Below are 22,058 nucleotides of genomic sequence, written 5' to 3'. Positions count from 1 at the left end.
ACCTTCCGCACCGCATGCGGAACCCACTCCACATCGCCATGAGTCCATCCTCCACAGCCACATCCCCGGTCGAACTGGCCGCGGAAGCCCAGCGCCTGCGCGCCGAGTTGCAGCACCACTCGTACATGTACTACGTGCTCGACACCCCGGAACTGCCGGACGCCGAGTACGACAAGCGCTTCCAGCGACTGCAGGAAATCGAGAAGGCGCACCCCGAGCTGCGCACGCCGGATTCACCCACGCTGCGGGTGGGCGGGGCTGTGCTGCCGGGGCTCACGCCGGTGCGCCATGCGGTGCCCATGCTTTCGATCCAGACCGAGACCGACACCACCGCCACCGGTGCCCAGGCCTTCGACGCGCGCGTGCGCCGCGAACTGGGTCTGGCCGCCGATGCGCCGCCGGTCGAGTACGCGGCCGAGCTCAAGTTCGACGGCCTGGCCATCAACCTGCGCTACGAGGACGGCGTGCTGGTGCAGGGCGCCACCCGCGGCGACGGCGAGACCGGCGAGGACGTGACCCAGAACCTGCGCACCATCGGCCAGATCCCGCTGCGCCTGCGCGGCGATGCGCCGCAGGTGCTGGAAGTGCGCGGCGAGGCCTACATGCGCCGCGACGATTTCGAGCGCCTGAACGAGCGCCAGCGCGAGCGCGGCGACAGGACCTTCATCAACCCGCGCAACACCGCGGCCGGCGCCATCCGCCAGCTGGACCCGGCCCTGGTCGCCCAGCGGCCCCTGAGCTTCTATGCCTACGGCCTGGGCGAGGTCGTGGGCTGGGACGCGCAACCCGACACGCACAGCGGCATGCTGGACGCGCTGGGCGACTTCGGCCTGCCGGTGTCGAAGGACCGGGCCGTGGGACAGGGCGCCGAGGCGCTGGTCGAGTTCCACGCGCGCATCGCGGCGCAGCGCGACGCGCTGCCCTTCGACATCGACGGCGTGGTCTACAAGGTCAACAGCCTGGCACTGCAGCGGCAGCTCGGTTTCAAGAGCCGCGAGCCGCGCTGGGCGGTGGCCCACAAGTACCCGGCGCAGGAACAGGTGACCGAGGTGGTGGGCATCGAGATCCAGGTGGGCCGCACCGGCAAGCTCACGCCGGTGGCCAAGCTCGCACCGGTGTTCGTGGGCGGCGTCACCGTGACCAACGCCACGCTTCACAACGAGGACGAGGTGCGGCGCAAGGACGTGCGCGTGGGCGACAAGGTCATCGTGCGCCGCGCCGGAGACGTGATTCCCGAAGTGGTGGGCGTGCTGCCCGAGAGCGCCGCGCTGGCACCCGAGCAGCGCGGTCCGGTCTTCACCATGCCCGCAAAATGCCCCGTGTGCGGCTCCGACGCGGTGCGCGAGGAAGGCGAGGTCGACCACCGCTGCAGCGGCGGCCTGTTCTGCGCCGCCCAGCGCAAGGAAGCCATCCTGCACTTCGCCGCGCGCCGTGCCATGGACATCGAGGGCCTGGGCGACAAGCTGGTGGAACAGCTCGTGGACGGGAAGCTGATCCACACGCTGCCCGATCTGTACAAGCTGGGCCTGAGCACGCTGGCGGGGCTGGACCGCATGGCCGAGAAGTCGGCGATGAACCTGGTCCAGGCGCTGGAGAAATCGAAGAGCACCACGCTGCCGCGCTTCCTCTTTGGCCTGGGCATCCGCCACGTGGGCGAGAGCACGGCCAAGGACCTGGCGCTGCACTTCGGCAAGCTCGACGCGATCATGGATGCGAGCGAGGAAGCGCTGCTCGAAGTGAACGATGTGGGCCCGGTGGTGGCGCAGAGCGTGCACACCTTCTTCCAGCAGCCCCACAACCGCGAGGTGGTGGAGCAGTTGCGCGCCAGCGGCGTGCACTGGGAAGAGGGCGAGCCCGCGGCGCGAGCGCCCAAGCCGCTGTCGGGCAAGACCTTCGTCATCACCGGCACGCTGCCCAACCTCGGCCGCGACGAGGCCAAGGACAGGTTGGAGGCCGCCGGCGCCAAGGTGGCGGGCTCAGTGAGCAAGAAGACCGACTACCTGGTCGCGGGCGCCGAGGCGGGCAGCAAGCTGGACAAGGCGCGCGAGCTGGGCGTGAACATCATCGACGAAGCGCAGATGCTCGACTTGTTGCAAGCCTGAATGCGCTTTACCCAGGCTTCACACGCCGGGGTCAACAGGGCATTGGACGGGGCGTTGAATGGGCAGAGATGAACGCACATTCAGGAGAACGCCCATGAAGACATTTCGACGATTGGCCCTGGCCGGCAGCGCCGGCGCGGCCGTGTTCCTGCTGGGCGGCTGCGTGGTCGCGCCGCCCGCCTATGGCTCCTACGGTGCCGCCCCCGTGGTGGTGGCGCCGCCCGTGAGCGTGGGCATCGGCGTGGGCGGCGGCTACTACGGCGGCGGGGGCGGGTACTACGGGCGCCCCGGCTACTACGGTGGGCGCGGGTACTGGGGTCGCGGCTACTGGCGCTGACGCACCCGCCGCCGCTGCCATGCGCGGGCGCCACATAATCGGCGCATGGCAGTGCTAGACATTCTGAAGATGGGCGACCCGCGGCTCTTGCGCATCGCCCAGCCCGTGGCCGAGTTCGACAGCGACGCGCTGCACCTGTTGGTGCGCGACATGTTCGAGACCATGGCTGCGGTCAATGGCGCGGGCCTGGCGGCGCCGCAGATCGGCGTGGACCAGCAACTGGTGATCTTCGGCACCAATGCACCGAATCCCCGCTATCCGGACGCGCCCGTGGTGCCGCGCACGGTGCTGATCAATCCGGTAATCACGCCCATCGGCGAGGAGGAAGAGGAGGGCTGGGAAGGCTGCCTTTCGGTGCCCGGCCTGCGCGGCGTGGTGCCGCGCTTCGCGCACATCCGCTACACCGGCTTCGATCCCTACGGCGACCCGATCGACCGGACGGTGAGCGGCTTTCATGCGCGCGTGGTCCAGCACGAGGTGGACCACCTGCTGGGCAAGCTCTACCCGATGCGGGTGCGCGACTTCACGCGCTTCGGCTTCACCGAGGTCCTGTTTCCAGGCCTCGATGCCAGCGAAGACGACTGATCAGTTGTAGCGCCCGCCGGTGCCGCCCACGCTGAAGCGGCCTGCACCCATGAAGCCCACGGCCGCGGCGGCGAACAGGAACATGCCCTGCAGTTCCAGCGCCCAGCCGCCTTGCTTGTTCAGCGCCGCCAGGTCCTTGGTGTGAACAAGCCAGATGGCGACCAGCATGTTGATGACCACCACCCACGCCGCCGGCCGGGTGTAGATGCCGGCGATCAGCAGCACCGGGGCCAGCACCTCGCCCACGTAGACGAAGTAGGCCAGCGCGCCCGGCAGGCCCTGGGCGGAAAGGCCGCCGGCGATGCCACTCACGCCGGAGCTGATCTTGGCGATGCCATGCAGCAGGATGAGCACACCCAGTGCCACGCGAAGTACGAGCTTGCCGGTGTCGTCGGAACGGATCATTGCAGTTGCCACTTTCTCTCTTGATTTGGGTTGACGAAAAAAAGCGCCATTGTGGTTCAAGTCTGTGACGGCGGCCGCGATCGCGCACAGCGGCCGCGTTTGCAGGACCTTAGCTATCAGGTTTGCGATTGCGTCCGACACCCAAGCCGGTTACGCTCGCCGCGACCCGGGTTAAATGTCTCGAAAGGTAAAACGCCTTTCGGTCCGGCAGGAGGTGACAGGGGCGATGGCGTATCTATCCGCAGTCGGCAGGGGGGCGTGGTGGCGAACTGCTGCGCAATGGTTGTTGGCAGGCTTCGTGGCCGTGGCGGCTTCGGGCTGCGCCAGCTTCTCAGGCACCGATCCATTACCGTCCTGGGCCGACGGTCCGGCGCGCAAGGCGATCCTCGATTTCGTCGACGACGTCACCCGCGACGGCTCGCCCAACTACGTGGCGCCGGCCCAGCGCATCGCCACCTTCGACAACGACGGCACGCTGTGGGTCGAGCAGCCCATGTACACGCAGTTCGCCTTCATGATCGACCAGGTCAAGGCGGCGGCGCCGCGCAATCCGCAATGGGCGGACAACCCGGTCTACAAGGCACTGGCCGCCAATGACCTGAAGGGCGCCTTGGCCCAGGGCGAGAAGCCGCTGCTGGAACTGCTCATCCAGGCCAACAGCGGCATGTCGGTGGAAGACTACGACAAGACCGTACGCCAGTGGTTTGCCACCGCGCGCCATCCCACGCTCAAGCGCCCCTACACCGAGACCGTCTACCAGCCGCAGCTGGAGCTGATGAAGTACCTGCGTTCCAAGGGCTTCAAGACCTTCATCGTCTCGGGCGGCACCATGGAAGTGATGCGGCCCTGGACGCAGGAGATCTACGGCATCCCGCCGGAACAGGTCGTGGGCTCCTCGCAGGGCATCGTGTTCGACGGCAGGGTGCTCATGCGCCAGCCGACCATGAACTTCATCAACGATGGCCCGGGCAAGCCGGTGGGCATCTACATGCAGATCGGGCAACAGCCGATTCTGGCTTTCGGCAACTCGGACGGCGACCTGCAGATGCTGCAGTACACGACCAGCGGAAGCGGGCGCCGCCTGGGCCTGCTGGTGCACCACGACGATGCCGAGCGCGAGTTCGCCTATGACCGCCAGTCGCCTTTCGGCAAGCTGGACAAGGCGCTGGACGAGGCCCCGCGGCGCAACTGGGTGGTCGTGAGCATGAAAAAGGATTGGAAGCAGATTTTTCCAGGCAAGCCCTGATTGAACCGAAAGGAGAGCAGGATGATGTGGAAGACAGCAAACCATCGATTGCGCCTGGCGCGCGCTCTGGTGGCGGCGGGCATGGCGCTGGGCGCCGCGTTCGGCGCCACCAGCGCGGGTGCGCAGGCCAAGCCGCCGCAGGCACAAGGCCAGACCCAGAACCAGCCGCCGGCCAATGGCGGCAAGAAGCCCAACATCCTCGTCATCTTCGGAGACGACGTCGGCCAGACCAACATCAGCGCCTTCGGCAACGGCATGGTGGGCTACCGCACGCCCAACATCGATCGCATCGCCAACGAGGGCATGAAGTTCACTGATTACTACGCCGAGAACAGCTGCACCGCGGGACGCTCCAGCTTCCTGACCGGACAAAGCGTGTTCCGCACCGGCCTGTCGAAAGTCGGCGTTCCTGGCTCGTCTGTCGGCCTGCAGGACCGCGACATCACCATCGCCCAGGCGCTCAAGCCCCTGGGCTACGCCACCGCCCAGTTCGGCAAGAACCACCTGGGCGACCAGGACCGCTTCCTGCCCACCAAGCATGGCTTCGACGAGTTCTTCGGCAACCTCTACCACCTGAATGCGGAAGAGGAGCCCGAGCGGCCCTACTGGTTCAAGAACAGCCCTGAATTCCTGAAGTCGTACAACCCGCGCGGTGTGATCAAGTCGAGCTCCGACGGCAAGATCCAGGACTCCGGCCCGCTGACGCGCAAGCGCATGGAAACCATCGATGACGAGACCACGGGCGCGGCCATCGACTACATCAAGAAGCAGGCCGACGCGAAGAAGCCCTTCTTCGTGTGGATGAACTTCACCCGCATGCACATCTTCACCCACGTGCGCCCCGAGTACCGCGGCAAGGCCGGCCTGGGCATGGGCCACGAATACGCCGACGGCATGTGGGAGATGGACCAGAACGTGGGCAAGCTGCTCAAGACGCTGGACGACGCCAAGATCAGCGACGACACGATCGTGGTCTTCACCACCGACAACGGGCCCAACTTCTTCACCTGGCCCGATGCGGCGAACACGCCCTTCCGCAGCGAGAAGGACTCGAACTGGGAGGGTGCCTTCCGCGTGCCTGCCATGGTGAAGTGGCCGGGCAAGATCAAGCCGGGCACCACCAGCAATGGCCTGATCTCCGGAATGGACTGGTTCCCCACCTTGCTGGCCGCTGCGGGCGACAACAACGTCAAGGATCGGCTGCTCAAGGGCACCGGCATCGGCGGCAAGAACTTCAAGGTCCACCTGGACGGCTTCAATCAACTGCCCATGCTGACCGGCCAGACCGAGAAGAGTGCGCGCGAGGAGTATTTCTACTTCAACGACGACGGCGAATTGGTGGCGATGCGCTTCGACACCGCGCTGCCGGGGGCGACCAACCCGACGGCCTTCAAGGTGGTGTTCTGCGAGCAGCGGGCGCCGGGTGGCATGAGCATCTGGAAGGAACCCTTCGTCTGTCTGCGAACGCCGAAGTTCTACAACCTGCGGCTGGATCCGTACGAGCGGGCGGACGTCGGGCCGACCAATCTGTACGAGCAGGTGCAGACGGAGAACGCCTTCGTCCTGTTCGAAGGCGGGCGCCGGGCCGGCAACTTCCTGCAGACCTTCCTCGACTATCCGCCGAGCCAGGTTGCGGCCAGCTTCACCATCGACCAGGTGAGCGCGGACATCAAGCGCAAGGTCCAGGCGCAGATCGAGCGCCAGAAGCAGCAGTCGCAACCGCAGCAACAGAAGAAGTAGTCGTTGCACGCCATGCGCAGGTCGCGCCGGCGCGGACCTGAAAGCCCGTTGCAGGGTTTGGGGTCCAGTCCGGCGCCTGCCGGCTCGCAGCCGGCGCACGACACGACGGCAAGGGAAGGGCGCATCGGCATCGCCACGGTGCTGGCCGGCTCCTTGCTGTTCTTTTCCGGACTCTCGGCCCTGGTGTTCCAGGTGCTGTGGGTCAAGCAGCTGGGCCTGGTGGTGGGCGTGGAAGTCCATGCCGTCGCGCTGGGCGTCGGTGCCTTCTTCGCCGGCCTGGCGCTGGGCGGCTGGCGGGCCGGTCCGCTGGCCGATCGCCAGGCGCGGCCTCTGCGCCTGTATGCCGCCGTGGAGGCCGGCATCGCGGTGCTGGCCGTCCTCGCCACCTTGGCGCTGGCGCGCACCGCCGCACCCTTCGTCTGGCTGGAAACGCATGCAGGGCCCCTGGCCTGGCTGCTGCCCATGGCGCTGGTGATGCTGCCGGCCTTGCTGATGGGAGCGACGCTGCCGGTGCTGATGCGCGCGGTGGCGCCGTCCGAAGGTCGCGTGGGCCGCGCCGGCGGCGGGCTTTATGCAGCCAACACGGCGGGTGCGATTGCGGGAGCCTTGCTCGCGTCCTTCCTGCTCATCCCCGCGCTGGGGATTCGACGTGCAGCGCTGGCGGCCGCTGGCCTGAACCTCGTCGTGGCATTGGTGGCATGGCTGATGGACCGGGGTGGCCTGGCCGTGGCAGAGGATGACGCGGCAGCCGCCGCGGCTCCGGCGGCCATTGAACCCATGCCTGCTTCCGCACGCGCCGCCCTGTGGCTCTACGCCGCCGCGGGCGGCGTAGCGCTGGGCTACGAGGTGGTCTGGTCGCAGGCGCTGGTGCAGTTCATGAGCACGCGCGCCTTCGCCTTCTCGGTGCTGCTGGCCACCTATCTCGCAGGGCTGATGCTGGGCAGCGCATTGCAGGCGCGCTGGGCCGACCGCATCCGCGATCCCTGGGGCGTGTTCGGATTGCTGGTGGCCGGCGCGGGTCTGGTCGCGCTGCTGGAGTTCGCCTTGCTGGGCCCCTGGCTGCTGCAGTGGCAATCCGCCGCAGGCTCGCTGCTGCCGGGGCCGGACGACCGGCTGGCTTCCATGAGCCTGCGCTTTGCGGTCGCGGGTCTGGCCGTCGTCTTCCTGCCCACGGTGCTGCTCGGCGCGGCCTTTCCGGTGGCGCTGCGGCTGGTGGTGGATGCGCGGCAGGTGGGCCGTGGCCTGGGTCGCGTGGTGGCGCTGAACACGCTGGGCGGCATCGTCGGCACGCTGCTCGCCGGCTTCGTTCTGGTGCCGCTGCTGGGGCTGGTGCGTGCATTGGGGCTGCTGGCCCTCGTGGCTGCCGCGGTCGGCCTCGTTGCGGTGTGGCGCGCGCCCGGCCGTGCGCGCTGGGCCTGGCCGGTTGTGTCGGCAGTGGCTCTCGCCTCGGTCATCGCGGCGGTGCTGACGCCCCCCGATCGGCTCGCGCAACTGCTGACCAAGGCGCGCGGCGGCGAGCTGGTGTTCTACGAGGAAAGCCGCGGCGGCACCGTGGCGGTGGTCGCGCAGCGCTCGGGCAGCCACGCCTTCAAGCGCCTGTACATCCAGGGCGTGTCCAACTCGGGCGATGCCATGACCTCGCAGCGCTACATGCGGCTGCAGGCCTTGCTGCCGCTCATCATCGCCAGGGGGGAGCCGCGCTCCGCGCTGGTGATCGGGTTGGGCACTGGCATCACGGCGGGCGCCCTGCTTGCCTATCCGACGCTGCAGGACCGCGTGGTCGCCGAACTGCTGCCGGCCGTGGCACGGGCCACGACGCAATTCAGCGGCAACCAGTCGGTGGCCAGTGATCCGAGGGTGCAGATCCGCCTGCGCGACGGCCGGCGCGAGCTGCTGGGCAGCACCCAGGCCTACGACCTCATCACCCTGGAGCCGCCGCCGCCCTCTGCCGTCGGCGTGGTCAACCTGTACTCCAGCGACTTCTATCGCCTGGCGGCATCGCGCCTGGCCAAGGGCGGCCTGTTCGCGCAATGGCTGCCGCTGCCTACGCAGAACGAGGAGGACAGCCGCGCGCTGGTGAAGAGCTTCCTCGATGCGTTCCCGCATGCCACCTTGTGGAGCACCGAGTTGCATGAGATGCTGCTGGTGGGCTCCTTCGATCCCATCGAGCTGGATGTGCCGCGCATCACGCAGCGCTTCAACCAGCCGACCGTGGCCGCGAGTCTTGGCGAAGTGGGCGTGGCCTCGCCGGCGGCCCTGCTGGCCACCTGGGTGATGGGGCGCGAAGGCCTGGAGCAGTTCGCGGGTGACGCGTTGCCGGTGACTGATGACCGGCCGCGCATCGAATACGCCGACTGGGTGCGACCCGGCGAATTCACCCGCGTGCTGCCCACGCTCTACCAGCTGGCCGATATGCCGGTTTTGCGCGGCGAGGATGCGCAGTTCAAGGCCGAACTCGCGGCCGAGCAGCGGCGCCTGCGCGGCTTCTACCGCGCGGGGCTTTCGGCCTATCGCCGCGATGAGGCCGCCTGGGCGCAAGACATGCGCCAGCTGATGCGCGAGGATGGAGGCAACCCCTACTACCGCTGGTTCGTCGGCGGGGCCGCGGCGCAGGCCGAGGGTCAGGGCAATTCCACGGCAGGAACGCAGCGATGAGTGCCCTGTCGGACGTTCAAGCCCTGAAGGCGGCCATGATGACTTCGGTGATCGGCCAGGAACGCATGATCGAGCGACTGCTCCTGGGCCTGTTGGCGGACGGCCACCTGCTGGTCGAGGGCCTTCCTGGCCTGGCGAAGACGCGCGCCATCAAGAGCCTGGCAAAGCACCTGGAGGCCCGCTTCTCGCGCGTGCAGTTCACGCCCGACCTGCTGCCTGCGGACATCACCGGCTCGGAAATCTACTTCAGCGAGGGCGGCAAGGGCGAGTTCCGTTTCCAGGAGGGGCCGCTCTTCGCCAACCTGGTGCTGGCCGACGAAGTGAACCGCTCGCCCGCCAAGGTGCAGGCGGCGCTGCTCGAAGCCATGGAGGAGCGGCAGATCACCGTGGGCGGCAAGACGCATCCGCTGCCGCCGCTGTTCCTGGTGATGGCCACGCAGAACCCCATCGAGCAGGAAGGCACCTATCCGCTGCCCGAGGCGCAGATGGACCGTTTCCTGATGCACCTGAGCGTGGGCTACCCCGAGGGCGGTGCGGAAGCCGAGATCGTGCGCCTTGCGCGTTCCGAGGAAGCGTCCACGCCGCAGGCAGCCGGCGTGTCCGGCACCGAGCGCCTGGGGCAGGACAGCATCTTCGCTGCCCGCTCCGAGATCCATGCGGTGCAGGTAAGCACGGCCGTGGAGCAGTACATCGTCGCGCTGGTGCAGGCCACGCGCGAGCCCGCGCCCATCGATGCGGAACTGGGCCAGTGGATCCAGGTGGGCGTGAGCCCGCGCGGCTCCATCGGCCTGGACAAGGTGGCGCGCGCCTTCGCGTGGCTGCAGGGCCGCGACTACGTGGTGCCCGAGGACGTGCAGTCGGTGGTGCATGAAGTGTTCCGCCACCGGCTGATCCTGTCGTACGAGGCGCATGCCGCGCGCATCACGGCCGATGCCGCCATCGACCGGCTGGTGCAGAAGGTGGCGGTGGCCTGAGCACGGCCGAAGGGCAGGGTGCGCATGTTCGACGGCAAGCGTCTGCACCTGGCCGGCCTGGCGCGCGCAGGCCGGGCCGTGCCGGAGCGTGCCGCGGACGCGGCGCATTCGGCCCTGCACGCCGGCGAGGACGCGCAGGTCGTCAGCGGCGTGCACGTGAACACCGCCGGCCTCGCGAGCCTGGAGATGGCGGCGCGCGAGTTCCACTTCATGCCGCGCCAGCCGGTGCACAGCGTGCTGGCCGGCCGCCATGCCTCGCGCGTGCGAGGGCGCGGGCTGGACTTCGAGGAGCTGCGGCCCTACCTGCCCGGCGACGACATCCGCAGCATGGATTGGCGCGTCACCGCCCGCAGCGGCGTGCCGCATGTGCGCGTCTATTCCGAGGAGAAGGACCGCCCGGTGCTGCTGCTGGTGGACCAGCGCATGAACATGTTCTTCGGCACCCGCCGCGCGATGAAGTCGGTGAGCGCCGCGGAGGCGGCTGCGCTGGTGGCCTGGCGCGTGCTGATGGACGGCGACCGCGTGGGCGGCGTGGTGTTCGGCGACGAGAACCTCACGCAGCTGCGACCGCAGCGCAGCCGCGATGCCGTGCTGCAGCTGCTGGGCGAGATCGCGCGGCGCAACCAGCGGCTGCGCGCCGACGCACCGGCGGGCCGGGGTGCGAGCCAGCTCAACCAGGCCCTGCAGCAGGCGGCGCGCCTGGCGCATCACGACCACCTGGTGGTGGTGGTGAGCGACTTCGACGGGCATGACGCACTGACGCGCGACCTGCTCACCCGCATCGCCGCGCGCAACGACCTGCTGGCGGTGATCGTGCACGACCCTTTCATGAGCGAGCTGCCACCTTCGGGCGAGCTGGTGGTGAGCGACGGCGAACTGCAGGTGGAACTGGGCCTGGGCCGCGATGCGGTGCGGAAGGGCATCGCCAGCTTCGTCGACGCGCGCAGCCGCGAGCTCTTCGAGTGGCGCCATCTCATCGGCGTGCCGGTGCTGCCCCTGTCGGCGGCCGAGGAGACGGCCCCGCAACTGCGCCGCCTGCTGGGCCAGGACAACCCGCAGGCGCGGCGCGGGAGGGTGCGGTGAGCGATGCGCGGCCTTCGCTCACGCAGCTGGCCGACGTGGTGCAGCCCGCGCCGGTGTCGTGGCGGCCGCAGACCGTGGGCTGGGAGGTGCTGGGCGCGCTGCTGGTGCTGGTCGCCTTGTGGCTGGCTTGGCGCGGCATCCGCTGGTGGTTCCGCAACCGGTACAGGCGCGATGCGCTCGCGGAGCTTCGCGCACTGGAGATGCGCTGGCAGGCCGAGCCCGACACGGGGCCCGCGGTGCTGACCGCATTGCCGGCGCTCATCAAGCGCTGTGCGCTCGCCGCCTGGCCGCGCGAGCACGTGGCGGGCAGCAGCGGGGCGGAGTGGGCGCAGTTCCTGGTGCGCAACGCGGGCCATGCGCAGCACGGCGCGCAGGCACTGGCGCCGCTGGTGCGCGAGATCCAGTACCACGACGCGCAGGCGCTCGCGCGCATCTCGCCGCACGACGTGCAGGTGCTCATCGAGGCCTCGCGCCAATGGATCCAGGGCCATGTATCAACTTGAATACCCCTGGCTGCTGGCCCTGCTGCCGCTGCCCGTGCTCGTGTGGTGGCTCATGCCGCCGTACCGGGAGGAGAGCGCCTCGGTGCGCCTGCCTTTCTTTGGCGAGGTGGCCAGCGCCGCAGGACTGAAGCCGGCCCCCGGCGCGGTAGTGCCGCGCAGCCACTGGCTGCAGAAGGTGCTGGCGCCCATCGCCTGGGCGCTGGTGGTGCTGGCGCTGGCGCGGCCGCAGTTCGTGGAGCCGCCCATCGAGAAGATCCAGCCGGCACGCGACCTGCTGCTGGCTCTGGACCTCTCGCAATCCATGGACACGCGCGACTACAAGCGCCCGGACGGCACCGTCATCGCCCGCGTGGACGCGGTGCGCCAGGTGGTGCGCGACTTCGTCGGCCGGCGCACGGGCGACCGCATCGGGCTGGTGGTATTCGGGGACGCGCCATATCCGCAGGTGCCCTTCACCATGGACCACCCGCTGGTGCAGGCCATGATCGGCGAGATGCTGCCCGGCATGGCCGGCCCGAGCACGGCGATGGGCGACGCCATCGGGCTGGGCATCAAGATGTTCGAGCACAGCGAAGCGCCGCAGAAGGTGATGATCCTGCTGACCGACGGCAACGACACCGCCAGCAAGATGCCGCCGCCGCGCGCCGCCGGCATCGCCAAGGAGCGCGGCGTGACGGTGCACACCGTGGGCATCGGCGACCCCGGCGCGACCGGCGAGGAAAAGGTGGACTTGGACCTGCTGCGCTCGCTGGCCGCGACCACCGGCGGGCGCTTCTTCTTCGCAGGCAACCAGGGCGAGCTGGAGCAGATATACGCCACGCTGGACCGCATCACGCCGCAGAACCAGAAGACCCTGTCCTGGCGCCCGCGGCGCGAGCTCTTCATGTGGCCGCTGGGCGCGGCAGTGCTCATCGTCATCGCCTACCAGTTGCTGATGGCTTCGCTGGCCATGGCGCGCCGGGCCTCGGCGTCGCGCTCGGATGAAGCCGATGCGCAGGCGCGCAAGGCGGCCGGAGGCACGGCCTGATGGACACGCTGGCGCAGTTCCACTTCCTGCGGCCCTGGTGGCTGCTGGCCCTGCTGCCGGCCGCGCTGCTGCTGTGGGCCATCGGCCGGCGCGACGACGTGCGCAAGCGCTGGGGGCGCAGCATCGCACCGCACCTGCTCGATGCGCTGGTGGTGGAGCGGCGCAGCGGCTGGCGGCTGCGGCCGGTGCACCTCACCTCGGCGCTGATGGCCCTGGGCGCCCTGGCCATGGCGGGCCCGGCCTGGGAGCGCGAGCGACCGCCTTTCCTGGAGGAGAAGGCGCCGCTGGCCATCGCCATCGATCTCTCGCCGACCATGGATGCGAGCGACCTCAGCCCCACGCGGCTGGAGCGTGCCAAGCTCAAGGTGAAGGCGCTGCTGGCCTTGCGGCAGGGCGCGCGCACCGCCATCTATGCCTACGCCGGCAGCACGCACCTGGTGCTGCCGCTCACCGACGACGCGCGGCTCATCCAGACCTTCGTCGACGCGCTGCAGACCGGCATCATGCCCAGGCCCGGCCGGAACACGGTCCTTGCGCTGCGCACCATCGACGCCGACATGGCCAAGGAAGACACGCCCGGCACCATCGTCTTCTTCACCGACGGTGTGGAGCCCGGCGCCACCGAGGCCTTCAAGGCGCAGGTGGACAGCGGCCGCAGCCTGCCGGTGGTGCTGGGCTTCGGCACCGCGCAGGGCGGGCCGATCAAGGCGCAGGAGGGTGGGGCGCCAGAGGCCGGACGGCCGCGCTTCGCCCGCCTGGACGTGGACGCGCTCAAGCGCCTGGGCCGCGAGGCCGACGTGCCCGTGGCCACCGTCACGCCCGACAGCGACGAGGACGTGCAATGGGTGCAGCACCGCGTGCAGTCGCACCTGGCGCAGAAGGAATCCGAATCCGATGCACGCTGGAAAGAGGCTGGCTGGTGGCTGCTGATTCCCATCGCGCTGCTGTCGGCCCTGTGGTTCCGCAAGGGATGGACGGTGCGCTGGGTCGGTGCCTGGCTGGTGGCGGTGTTCGTCGCCGGTGCCGGCATGCCGCGCGACGGGGTGGCGCAACTTGTGCCCCGCACGGCCGACGAGCCGGCTGCTGCCGCCGATGCGCCAACGCCGGCGCGTCAGTGGCGCTTCATCGACCTCTGGCTCACACCTGATCAGCAGGGCCGCCGCGCCTTCGAAAGCGGCGATTTCGAAGCAGCCGCCGCGCAGTTCCAGGATCCGACGTGGCGCGGCATGGCCCTCTACCGCCTTGGGCGCTACGAAGCTGCGCAGCAGGCCTTCGCGCAGGTCGATTCGCCCGAAAGCGATTTCAATCAGGGGAACGCGCTCGCTTGGCAGCGCCGCTTTCCGGATGCCGCGCAGATGTACACGCTGGCACTGGAGCGCAGGCCGGACTGGAAGGAGGCCAAGGCCAACCTGGCCCTGGTGCAGGCCATGCTCGCGCAGCAGGACAAGGACGAAGGCGAGGAAGCGCCCGACCTCAAGCCCGACAAGTTGCAGTTCGACAAGCGCAAGCTCCCCAAGGGCGGCAAGGAGGAGCAGGTGCTGGCCGCGCAGAATGCCGAGACCTGGATGCGCAACATCCAGACCTCGCCCACCGAATTGCTGGCGCGCAAGTTCATGCTTCAGGCCCAGCAGCCGGCGCCGGGTGCATCCTCGGCGCCATCGGCCGCAGGAGCGAAGCCGTGATGCGCGCATGGTGTCGCTGGATGGCGCTGGCCGCGCTGCTGACAGGGGGTGTGGCGCATGCAGCCCAAGGGCCCGGCGTGCGTGTGCAGGTGCAGGGAAAGCAGCCGGTGCTGGTCGGCCAGCAGGTGCCGGTCGAGGTGACCGTCGTTGCGCCCAACTACTTTCTCTCTGCACCACCCTTTCCCGACCTGGTGCTGCAGGGCGCCATCGTCACCATGCCCGACGACCGCAGCATCCACGGCGTGGACACGGTGGACGGACAGACCCTGGCCAGCATCCAGAAGACCTACGTGTTTACCGCGCAGCAGGCCGGCGATTTCGAGCTGCCGCCGGTGAGGATCGACTTCAGCTACCAGGGCGATGACGGCAAGCCGCAGCAGGCGAACCTGACGCTGCCGTCCACGCGCATCGGCGTGCAGCTCCCGGCCGGCACGACGGCAGCGGCGGCGGCAGGCGCGGCGTTGATGCCGGCCACGCGCCTTCTGATCCAGCAGAGCCTGGACCGGGATGCGAGCCAGCTGTCGGCCGGCGATGCGCTGGTACGCACCGTGCAGATCCAGGCCGCGAACACGCCGGCCATGCTGATCCCCCCGCCGAAATTCGAAGCGCCTTCGGGCGTGCAGATGTTCCAGGCCGATCCGGTGCTGAGCAACGGCGACGGGCGCGACGGCGGCTTTGCCGGCGGGCAGCGGCTGGAGCGGGTGACCTATGTGTTCGAGAAGTCGGGCAGCTACACCTTGCCTGCCGTCGAGCTGCAGTGGCTGGACCCGCAAACGCAAAAGCCTGCCACCGCCCAGGCGCCTGCCGTCATGGTGCAGGTCAAGGCAAGTGCGCATCTGGGTGATCGGATCGCGCCGGCGTTGCCGGCAGGTGCGTCCTCCTCGCCCGCTCGCAAGCCTGTGCACTGGTCGTGGATCGCTCTCGCGGTGGCGGGCGTGGCGCTTCTGCTGGCCACGGGGTGGTGGGTGCGCTCGCGCCTGCCGCGCTGGCGGCAGCGGCGGGCCGAGGCGCAGGCGGCGCACGCCCGATCCGACGATGCCATGTTCGAGCACCTGCTGGTAGCCTGCCGCGCCGGCGATGCGCGCGCCGCGCACACGGCCCTGCTGGACTGGTGCCGGGCGCATGTCCAGGCCACGCCGCAGGCTTGGGCGGCGCAACTGGGCGACGGCGAGCTGGCTGCGCAGGTGGAGCGGCTGGGTCGCCAGCTTTATCGCGCCGGGCCGGGCGATGTCGAGCGGTGGCGAGGCGAGGAATGCGCTCAGGCCCTGGGTCAGGCGCATCTGCATTGGCAGGCGCAATCCGGCGGCCACGCGACCCGCGGTGCGCGAGGACGCCATCTGGGGCCGCTGAACCCGCTCCTGCGCGGTCGCTGACACGCAAGGGCGCGTTCGATCGCCGTTCTTGAACGGTTGGTGGCAGTGCTGCGGCGGCAGCAACATGAGTAGGGACAAGCCCCTGATGCGCGCGCATGGCGATCTCTCGCGATCGATAATCGAACGCTCCATGGTCCAGCGCCGTTGTGGGGCAGGGTGGTGCCCACCTACAGTGCCTCCATGCGCCGATCCATCGCCACCGTGTCCCTCAGCGGAACCCTCCGTCAAAAGCTGGAAGCCATCGCGGCTGCCGGCTTCGAGGGCTATGAGCTTTTCGAGCCGGACTTCATCCAGTTCCAGGGCTCCGCCAAGGAACTGCGCCAGATCGGGAGCGACCTCGGGCTGACGCTGGACCTGTTCCAGCCCCTGCGCGACTTCGAAGCCATGCCCCCCGCGCAGTTCCAGCGCAACCTGGAGCGTGCGGAGCGCAAGTTCGACCTGATGCAGGAAATGGGCGCCGAGCTGCTGCTGGTTTGCTCCAGCACCTCGCCCTTGGTCATCGACGACGCCGAACTTGCCGCCGCGCAGCTGCGCGAGCTGGCCGAGCGCGCCGCCCGCCGTGGCCTGCGGGTGGGTTTCGAGGCGCTGGCCTGGGGCCGCGTCACCTCCCGCTGGAGCCAGGCCTGGGACATCGTGCAGCGCGCCGGCCATCCGGCCCTGGGCCTGATCCTGGACAGCTTCCACACGCTCTCGCTGCGCGACGACTTCGCGGGCATCGCGCAGCTGCCCGGCGACCGTATCTTCTTCGTGCAGATGGCCGACGCACCGCTGCTGGCCATGGACGTGCTGCAGTGGGCGCGCCATCACCGCTGCTTCCCTGGCCAGGGCGAGCTGCCGGTGTTCGACTTCTTCGAGCAGGTGCTCAGGAGTGGCTACCAGGGCAACCTCTCGCTGGAGATCTTCAACGACATCTTCCGCGAGACGCCCAACCGCCGCACCGCGGTGGACGCGATGCGTTCGCTGCTCTTCCTCGAGAGCGAAATGCGCGTTCGCGTGCCCGAGGCGTCGCCCGCGCTGGGCCTGTTCGACCCGCCGCCCGCGCCGACGCTGGACGGCATCCGCTTCATCGAGTTCGCGGCCGACGAGAAGGCGGCTGCCGACCTGGACGGGCTGTTCACCACGATGGGCTTCTCGCAAGCCGGCCAGCACCGTTCGAAGGCCGTGAAGCTATACCGGCAGGGCGACATCCACTTCATCGTCAACGCGCAGCCCGGCTCCCACGCGCGCGAGCGCTTCGAGCTGGCCAAGGACTGCACCGTGTGCGCCCTGGGCATCGGCAGCCCTGATCCGATGTCGGCCGTGGCGCGGGCGACGCAGCTGCTCTCGCGCTGGCACGACAGCCCCGTGGGACCCGGCGAGATGCGCGTGCCCGCCACCGTGATGCCGGGCGGCAACCTCATGCATTTCGTCGACACGGTGGAAGGCGTCGAGGCGCTGTTCAAGGCCGACTTCGTGCCCGAGCCGGCTGACCCGAAGACCGACGCGCAAGGGGTTGGCCTCGCCCGCGTGGACCACGTCGCATTGGGCCTGGCGCCCGACCAGCTGCACACCTGGATGCTCTTCGCCCGATCGGTACTCGGCCTGGAGGCCGGCGAGAGCCTGGAGCTGGCCGACCCCTTCGGCCTGGTGCAAAGCCGCGGCCTGGCCAATGCCGACCGCAGCGTGCGCCTGGTGCTCAACGCCTCCACCAGCCAGAGCACGCAGCTGGCCCGCGGCGTGTCGGCGCGCGGGGGCGGGGCGGTGCATCACATCGCGCTGGCCACGGCCGACATCTTCGGCGCCGTGGCGGCACTGCGCGAGCGCGGCCTGCCTTTCGTGCCGATCTCGGACAACTACTACGACGACTTGCCGACGCGCCTGGACCTGGCGCCCGGCCTGCTGGCGCGCCTGCGTGCGCACGGCGTGCTGCTGGACCGCTCGAGCGGCGGCGACTATCTGCATGCCTACACGCCGCCGCTGGCTGGTGGCTTCTTTTTCGAGCTGGTGCAGCGCGACGCCGAATACGACGGCTACGGCGCCGCCAATGCACCAGCGCGCCTGGCTTCCCAGGCGCAGCAGGCGAGCTGACGCCCACCTGCTTTTCTCGCCCTCCCGCTGTCACACACACCTACCTGGAGACTGAACGATGGCCAATGCGCAAACCGCGCCGCAGGCGCACGACCACCAGCAATCGAAGAAGGCCGCCGCCAGCGGCTGGATCGGTTCGGCGCTCGAGTACTACGACTTCTTCATCTACGCCACGGCGGCGTCGCTGATCTTTCCGCAGATCTTCTTTCCCTCCGGCAACCCGAGGATCGCCATCATCGCCTCGTTGGCGACGTACGGCGTGGGCTACGTCGCGCGGCCCATCGGCGCTTTCGTGCTGGGCCACCTGGGCGACACGCACGGCCGCAAGAACGTACTGCTGATCTGCATGTTCCTGATGGGCTTCTCGACCATTGCAGTGGGCTTGCTGCCCACCTACGCGCAAGTGGGCCTGTGGGCGCCGGCGCTGCTGGTGCTCATGCGCCTGATCCAGGGCTTCGCGGTAGCCGGCGAGATCTCGGGCGCGAGCTCGATGATTTTGGAGCACGCGCCCTTCGGTCGCCGCGGCTTCTTCGCCAGCTTCACGCTGCAGGGCGTGCAGGCCGGCCAGATCCTGGCTGCCGCGGTGTTCCTGCCGCTGGCCCACTACATGCCCGAGGACCAGTTCAATTCCTGGGGCTGGCGCATTCCCTTCCTGCTGTCCTTCGTGGTGATCGTGGCCGGCTACATCATCCGCCGCGAAGTCGAGGAGACCCCCGCCTTCACCGAGGAGACGGCCCACAACGAAGTGCCCAAGTCGCCCATCGTCATGGCCTTCCAGGACAGCTGGCGCGACATGCTGCGCGTGGTGTGCATGTCGCTGATGAACGTGATCCCGGTGGTGGCCACGGTGTTCGGCGCCGCCTACGCGGTGCAGGCGGCCTACGGCATCGGCTTCAAGAAGGACATCTACCTGTGGATCCCGGTGCTGGGCAACATGCTGGCGGTGATCGTGATCCCCCTGGTGGGCAACCTGTCGGACCGCATCGGCCGCAAGCCGCCGATCATCGTCGGCGCCATCGCCTCGGGCCTGCTGTCCTTCGGCTACCTGTACGCCATCAGCACCCGCAACGTGCCGCTGGCCATCCTGCTGTCGCTGCTGATGTGGGGCGTGGTCTACCAGGGCTACAACGCGGTGTTCCCCAGCTTCTATCCGGAACTGTTCCGCACCCGTAGCCGCGTGTCGGCCATGGCCATCTCCCAGAACCTGGGCACGGCCGCCACCGCGATGCTGCCGGCCCTGTTCGCCGCCGTGGCGCCTCCCGGCTCGACCAACATCTGGTTCACCGTGGGTGCGATCAGCTTTGCGATCACCATCCTGGCTGCGCTGGCCTGCGCCAGTGCCCGTGAAACCTTCCGCGTCCGCATGGAAGACCTGGGCGACCCCAATGCCCAGCCGGTGCCGGAAGCCGAGTACGAGCGCCAGCGCCGGGCAGCCATGAGCCACGGGCACGGCCAGGTCGCCGGCACTGCCGCCTGAGCGTCTTTACAGCCTCTCGAAGGGCGGCCGGGGACACCCGGCCGCCTTTTTGGCTTTTGTGGTGCATGAATGCGACGGTTTTTTGTGCACTAGTGCACAAACCGCCGAATTCGAAACGCGCAATATTCGTGAGCAGGTGTAGCTTCTTGCCTGTTGCGGGAAGACATGGCAAGCGGCTGTGACAGCTGCGTCAATCTTCTTCTGCGGCATCAGTGGAGGAAGAGAGAAATGGACAAAGATTCCAGCGGCGCCGAACCGGCGCAAGACCTCGCCAACACGGCGCAAACCGCCATCACCGAGTGGCGGCTGAACATGCAGGCACAGGCCGGCGCCTACTTCGATGGCCTGCGGGCCCAAGGGCTGGCGGCAGTCCAGCGGCATGCCCTCCGCGGACGGACTTTCGTGGACATCAGCATCGAGGGCCGCCGCTTCAAGGGCCAGGTGCGCAAGGGCCCGCAACTCGTGGTGGGCGATGAGGAATGCCTGCTCACCTGCGCCTCGATCAGCTTCGGCGCCGATTTCCTGAATCCGCAGGGCACGCCGCATTGGGCGGTGAGCAAATACCGCACGCAACAGCGCATTGCTGTTGACGACCTCACGCCCGAAGGCCGGCGCGCGCTGGCCTGTGAGTTCGGCCTGCTGATCCATGGCGACGGGGACATGGAGTCCGAGTCGCTGCTGGCCTCGGAGTGCTTCATGCTCTCGCGCGCCTGGAGTGGCCTGCGCGCGTGGGCCGTGGCCAACCCGACGGTAGCGCGCAAGCAGCTTCGCGAGCAGCCCGGCCTTCTGCGCCATCTGGAGGTGCCGCCCGGACGGCCCCGTCGGCACTCGCGCTATCGCAGCATCTACGACTTCGAATACCTGGTGGGGTCCTGAGGGGTACTTGCCTTGAGCTAGGGAAAACCCTAAAATCAGGGTAACACCTCAAGGACATCGACCATGAACCAAGCCACCACTTCCTACACCTCGCGTTCGCCTGTCGAAGGCGCTGCGTCGGCATCCAACATGCTGCGCGAACTGGTGGCCGCGATGCCCATCGTTGTTCTCTTCAAGGCGATTCGCGCCGCATTCGCAACGCGCTGAAGTAGCCCAACCCCGACACCAAGCCCGGATCATTCCGGGCTTTTTTTGTTCGCTTTCAATCTGCTTTCAGTATCACTTCCCGCGCGCACGCACACGCGTACAAGTGACGGATGAGTGCATGCGCGCATCGCGCGCTTGCGAGAGGCGACAACGCATCGCTGAGAAATCTTTACAGATGGACTGCAGCAGTTCCGCCAAATCTTGATCGCAGTCAATCGCTCGCGCCGCACCGCGTTCTCAAAATGGCCTCGCGCAAAGAAAGCGAAGTCCAGGCGGTCTCATGAGCTCGCCTCGGCGACACGGTGAGTTCACTTCCCTTTGGAGACCAACACAATGACTAGAGACAACACGTTGGCGACGATGGCGACCAAACCCGCTTCGTACCGATGGATGCAGTTGCTGATGGGCATCATCTGCATGGCGATGATTGCGAACCTGCAGTACGGATGGACGCTCTTCGTCAATCCGATCGCCGACAAGCACGGGTGGTCACGCGCCTCGATCCAGGTGGCATTCACCATCTTCGTGCTCGCCGAGACATGGCTCGTTCCCATCGAAGGCTACCTGGTGGACCGCTTCGGTCCGCGTCCCGTCGTGCTCGTCGGCGGCCTGCTGTGCGGCATCGGCTGGGTACTCAATTCATTCGCCGACACGCTCACGATGCTGTACATCGCGGCGGCCGTGAGCGGCATCGGTGCGGGCGCGGTCTATGGCACCTGCGTGGGCAATGCGCTCAAGTGGTTCCCTGACCGGCGCGGCCTCGCAGCAGGCCTCACGGCCGCGGGCTTCGGTGCCGGTTCTGCGCTGACCATCCTTCCGATCTCCGCGATGATCAAGACCAGCGGCTACGAAGCAGCCTTCCTGTACTTCGGTATCGGGCAGGGCATCGTGGTGGTGCTGATGGCGCTTCTTCTGACCGACCCGCGCCACGTGATCAGCCCCGCGCTCAGGGCCAAGGCGGCCCGCGCATCGGCCCATTCTGCGGTGCCCCAGTCGCGACGCGACTTCAAGCCTTCCGAGGTGGTGCGCACGCCGGTGTTCTGGATCATGTACTTCATGTTCGTGGTGGTGGCCGCAGGCGGCCTCATGGCCACCGCACAGCTGGGCCCCATTGCCAAGGACTTCCACATCAGCGACACGCCGGTGAGCATCATGGGCCTGGCATTGCCGGCGCTGACCTTCGCGCTGGCCATCGACCGCGTGCTCAACGGCATCACGCGGCCCTTCTTCGGCTGGGTGTCGGACCGCATCGGCCGCGAGCCGACCATGTTCTTCGCCTTCGGCATGGAAGCCTTCGGCATCCTGGCGCTCTACCACTACGGCCAGAACCCCGTGGCCTTCGTGATCCTGACGGGCCTGGTGTTCTTCGCCTGGGGCGAGATCTACAGCCTGTTCCCCTCGACCTGCGCCGACACCTTCGGTTCGCGTTTCGCGGCGGCCAACGCCGGCATGCTCTACACCGCCAAGGGCACGGCATCGCTGCTGGTGCCGCTGTCCAGCGTGCTGGCGACCATGACGGGCAGCTGGCATGCGGTGTTCATCGTGGCGAGCTCGCTCAATGCATTGGCCGCGCTGATGGCCTGGTTCGTCCTGCGGCCAATGCGGCGCGCGCACATCGAGGCGGCGAACAACACGGTGAACCACGAGGCTTCGTCGGAAGGCGCTCCGGTACTCGCGCACTGACGATGAAGAACAAACGGGGCCGCTTGCGGCCCCGTC

18 protein-coding genes are annotated in these 22,058 nt (G+C 68.4%); 17 read left to right on the top strand and 1 reads right to left on the bottom strand.

Annotation, left to right across the window (positions count from 1 at the left end):
• The first annotated feature begins 38 nt into the window (after positions 1 to 38).
• The 3 genes from ligA (at position 39) to def (ending at position 3,024) form a co-directional block, all read left to right on the top strand.
• Positions 39 to 2,102 carry an NAD-dependent DNA ligase LigA gene (gene ligA, locus BM345_RS22085; RefSeq protein WP_093383843.1) on the top strand — a complete coding sequence of 688 codons (2,064 nt, stop codon included), beginning with the start codon at positions 39 to 41 and terminating at the stop codon, positions 2,100 to 2,102.
• A 94-nt stretch (positions 2,103 to 2,196) separates the two neighbouring features.
• The gene (locus tag BM345_RS30250; RefSeq protein WP_093383702.1) at positions 2,197 to 2,439 is read left to right on the top strand and encodes a hypothetical protein; all 243 of its coding nucleotides are present in this window, start codon (positions 2,197 to 2,199) and stop codon (positions 2,437 to 2,439) included.
• 45 nt (positions 2,440 to 2,484) lie between these two features.
• Entirely contained in the window at positions 2,485 to 3,024 is a 540-nt protein-coding gene (def, locus tag BM345_RS22075; protein ID WP_093383699.1) for a peptide deformylase, read from the top strand.
• On the opposite strand, the gene BM345_RS22070 is transcribed toward def, so the two are convergent.
• On the bottom strand, positions 3,025 to 3,429 hold the full coding sequence (locus tag BM345_RS22070) for a DoxX family protein (protein ID WP_093383697.1): 405 nt from the start codon (positions 3,427 to 3,429) through the stop codon (positions 3,025 to 3,027).
• Between the two features lie 286 nt (positions 3,430 to 3,715).
• On the opposite strand from BM345_RS22070, the gene BM345_RS22065 reads away from it, so the two are divergent.
• From BM345_RS22065 to oxlT, 14 genes are all read left to right on the top strand, one after another.
• Entirely contained in the window at positions 3,716 to 4,675 is a 960-nt protein-coding gene (locus BM345_RS22065; protein ID WP_254789905.1) for an HAD family hydrolase, read from the top strand.
• An 81-nt stretch (positions 4,676 to 4,756) separates the two neighbouring features.
• Complete coding sequence (locus BM345_RS22060) at positions 4,757 to 6,415, top strand: arylsulfatase (RefSeq protein WP_093383840.1); 1,659 nt, start codon at positions 4,757 to 4,759, stop codon at positions 6,413 to 6,415.
• A 138-nt stretch (positions 6,416 to 6,553) separates the two neighbouring features.
• Positions 6,554 to 9,070, top strand: coding sequence for a fused MFS/spermidine synthase (locus BM345_RS22055; protein ID WP_254789904.1), 2,517 nt, complete (start codon positions 6,554 to 6,556; stop codon positions 9,068 to 9,070).
• Positions 9,067 to 10,044: an AAA family ATPase gene (locus tag BM345_RS22050; protein WP_093383692.1), complete on the top strand. Its 978-nt coding sequence runs from the start codon at positions 9,067 to 9,069 to the stop codon at positions 10,042 to 10,044. The genes BM345_RS22055 and BM345_RS22050 overlap by 4 nt, the downstream gene beginning before the upstream one ends.
• Positions 10,045 to 10,068: 24 nt before the next feature.
• Positions 10,069 to 11,127: a DUF58 domain-containing protein gene (locus BM345_RS22045; protein WP_093383689.1), complete on the top strand. Its 1,059-nt coding sequence runs from the start codon at positions 10,069 to 10,071 to the stop codon at positions 11,125 to 11,127.
• Complete coding sequence (locus BM345_RS22040; RefSeq protein ID WP_093383687.1) at positions 11,124 to 11,630, top strand: DUF4381 domain-containing protein; 507 nt, start codon at positions 11,124 to 11,126, stop codon at positions 11,628 to 11,630. Before BM345_RS22045 ends, BM345_RS22040 begins: the two co-directional genes overlap by 4 nt.
• Complete coding sequence (locus BM345_RS22035) at positions 11,617 to 12,657, top strand: vWA domain-containing protein (RefSeq protein WP_093383684.1); 1,041 nt, start codon at positions 11,617 to 11,619, stop codon at positions 12,655 to 12,657. Before BM345_RS22040 ends, BM345_RS22035 begins: the two co-directional genes overlap by 14 nt.
• The gene (locus BM345_RS22030) at positions 12,657 to 14,339 is read left to right on the top strand and encodes a VWA domain-containing protein (RefSeq protein WP_093383682.1); all 1,683 of its coding nucleotides are present in this window, start codon (positions 12,657 to 12,659) and stop codon (positions 14,337 to 14,339) included. The genes BM345_RS22035 and BM345_RS22030 overlap by 1 nt, the downstream gene beginning before the upstream one ends.
• Positions 14,339 to 15,712 (top strand): BatD family protein, encoded by a 1,374-nt coding sequence (locus BM345_RS22025; RefSeq protein ID WP_093383679.1) that lies wholly within the window; start codon positions 14,339 to 14,341, stop codon positions 15,710 to 15,712. The genes BM345_RS22030 and BM345_RS22025 overlap by 1 nt, the downstream gene beginning before the upstream one ends.
• Before the next feature lie 180 nt (positions 15,713 to 15,892).
• Positions 15,893 to 17,779 (top strand): bifunctional sugar phosphate isomerase/epimerase/4-hydroxyphenylpyruvate dioxygenase family protein, encoded by a 1,887-nt coding sequence (locus tag BM345_RS22020; RefSeq protein ID WP_093383834.1) that lies wholly within the window; start codon positions 15,893 to 15,895, stop codon positions 17,777 to 17,779.
• A gap of 58 nt (positions 17,780 to 17,837) precedes the next feature.
• Positions 17,838 to 19,256 (top strand): MFS transporter, encoded by a 1,419-nt coding sequence (locus BM345_RS22015; protein WP_093383677.1) that lies wholly within the window; start codon positions 17,838 to 17,840, stop codon positions 19,254 to 19,256.
• 228 nt (positions 19,257 to 19,484) lie between these two features.
• The gene (locus BM345_RS22010) at positions 19,485 to 20,132 is read left to right on the top strand and encodes a hypothetical protein (protein ID WP_093383674.1); all 648 of its coding nucleotides are present in this window, start codon (positions 19,485 to 19,487) and stop codon (positions 20,130 to 20,132) included.
• A 63-nt stretch (positions 20,133 to 20,195) separates the two neighbouring features.
• Positions 20,196 to 20,339 carry a hypothetical protein gene (locus BM345_RS30245; protein ID WP_175545112.1) on the top strand — a complete coding sequence of 48 codons (144 nt, stop codon included), beginning with the start codon at positions 20,196 to 20,198 and terminating at the stop codon, positions 20,337 to 20,339.
• Between the two features lie 360 nt (positions 20,340 to 20,699).
• Positions 20,700 to 22,022 carry an oxalate/formate MFS antiporter gene (oxlT, locus tag BM345_RS22005; RefSeq protein WP_093383672.1) on the top strand — a complete coding sequence of 441 codons (1,323 nt, stop codon included), beginning with the start codon at positions 20,700 to 20,702 and terminating at the stop codon, positions 22,020 to 22,022.
• Positions 22,023 to 22,058: the final 36 nt, after the last annotated feature.

The organism is Variovorax sp. OV329 (assembly GCF_900114785.1).
In the GTDB taxonomy this organism is placed as follows: Bacteria; Pseudomonadota; Gammaproteobacteria; order Burkholderiales; family Burkholderiaceae_C; genus Variovorax.
This window is presented reverse-complemented; position numbering and strand designations above follow the sequence as displayed.

Coding starts and splice junctions, on each gene's coding strand:
- ligA (WP_093383843.1), top strand. CDS start 39: ATGAGTCCATCCTCCACAGCCACATCCCCGGTCGAACTGGCCGCGGAA.
- BM345_RS30250 (WP_093383702.1), top strand. CDS start 2,197: ATGAAGACATTTCGACGATTGGCCCTGGCCGGCAGCGCCGGCGCGGCC.
- def (WP_093383699.1), top strand. CDS start 2,485: ATGGCAGTGCTAGACATTCTGAAGATGGGCGACCCGCGGCTCTTGCGC.
- BM345_RS22070 (WP_093383697.1), bottom strand. CDS start 3,429: ATGATCCGTTCCGACGACACCGGCAAGCTCGTACTTCGCGTGGCACTG.
- BM345_RS22060 (WP_093383840.1), top strand. CDS start 4,757: ATGGCGCTGGGCGCCGCGTTCGGCGCCACCAGCGCGGGTGCGCAGGCC.
- BM345_RS22050 (WP_093383692.1), top strand. CDS start 9,067: ATGAGTGCCCTGTCGGACGTTCAAGCCCTGAAGGCGGCCATGATGACT.
- BM345_RS22045 (WP_093383689.1), top strand. CDS start 10,069: ATGTTCGACGGCAAGCGTCTGCACCTGGCCGGCCTGGCGCGCGCAGGC.
- BM345_RS22035 (WP_093383684.1), top strand. CDS start 11,617: ATGTATCAACTTGAATACCCCTGGCTGCTGGCCCTGCTGCCGCTGCCC.
- BM345_RS22030 (WP_093383682.1), top strand. CDS start 12,657: ATGGACACGCTGGCGCAGTTCCACTTCCTGCGGCCCTGGTGGCTGCTG.
- BM345_RS22025 (WP_093383679.1), top strand. CDS start 14,339: ATGCGCGCATGGTGTCGCTGGATGGCGCTGGCCGCGCTGCTGACAGGG.
- BM345_RS22020 (WP_093383834.1), top strand. CDS start 15,893: ATGCGCCGATCCATCGCCACCGTGTCCCTCAGCGGAACCCTCCGTCAA.
- BM345_RS22015 (WP_093383677.1), top strand. CDS start 17,838: ATGGCCAATGCGCAAACCGCGCCGCAGGCGCACGACCACCAGCAATCG.
- BM345_RS22010 (WP_093383674.1), top strand. CDS start 19,485: ATGGACAAAGATTCCAGCGGCGCCGAACCGGCGCAAGACCTCGCCAAC.
- BM345_RS30245 (WP_175545112.1), top strand. CDS start 20,196: ATGAACCAAGCCACCACTTCCTACACCTCGCGTTCGCCTGTCGAAGGC.
- oxlT (WP_093383672.1), top strand. CDS start 20,700: ATGGCGACCAAACCCGCTTCGTACCGATGGATGCAGTTGCTGATGGGC.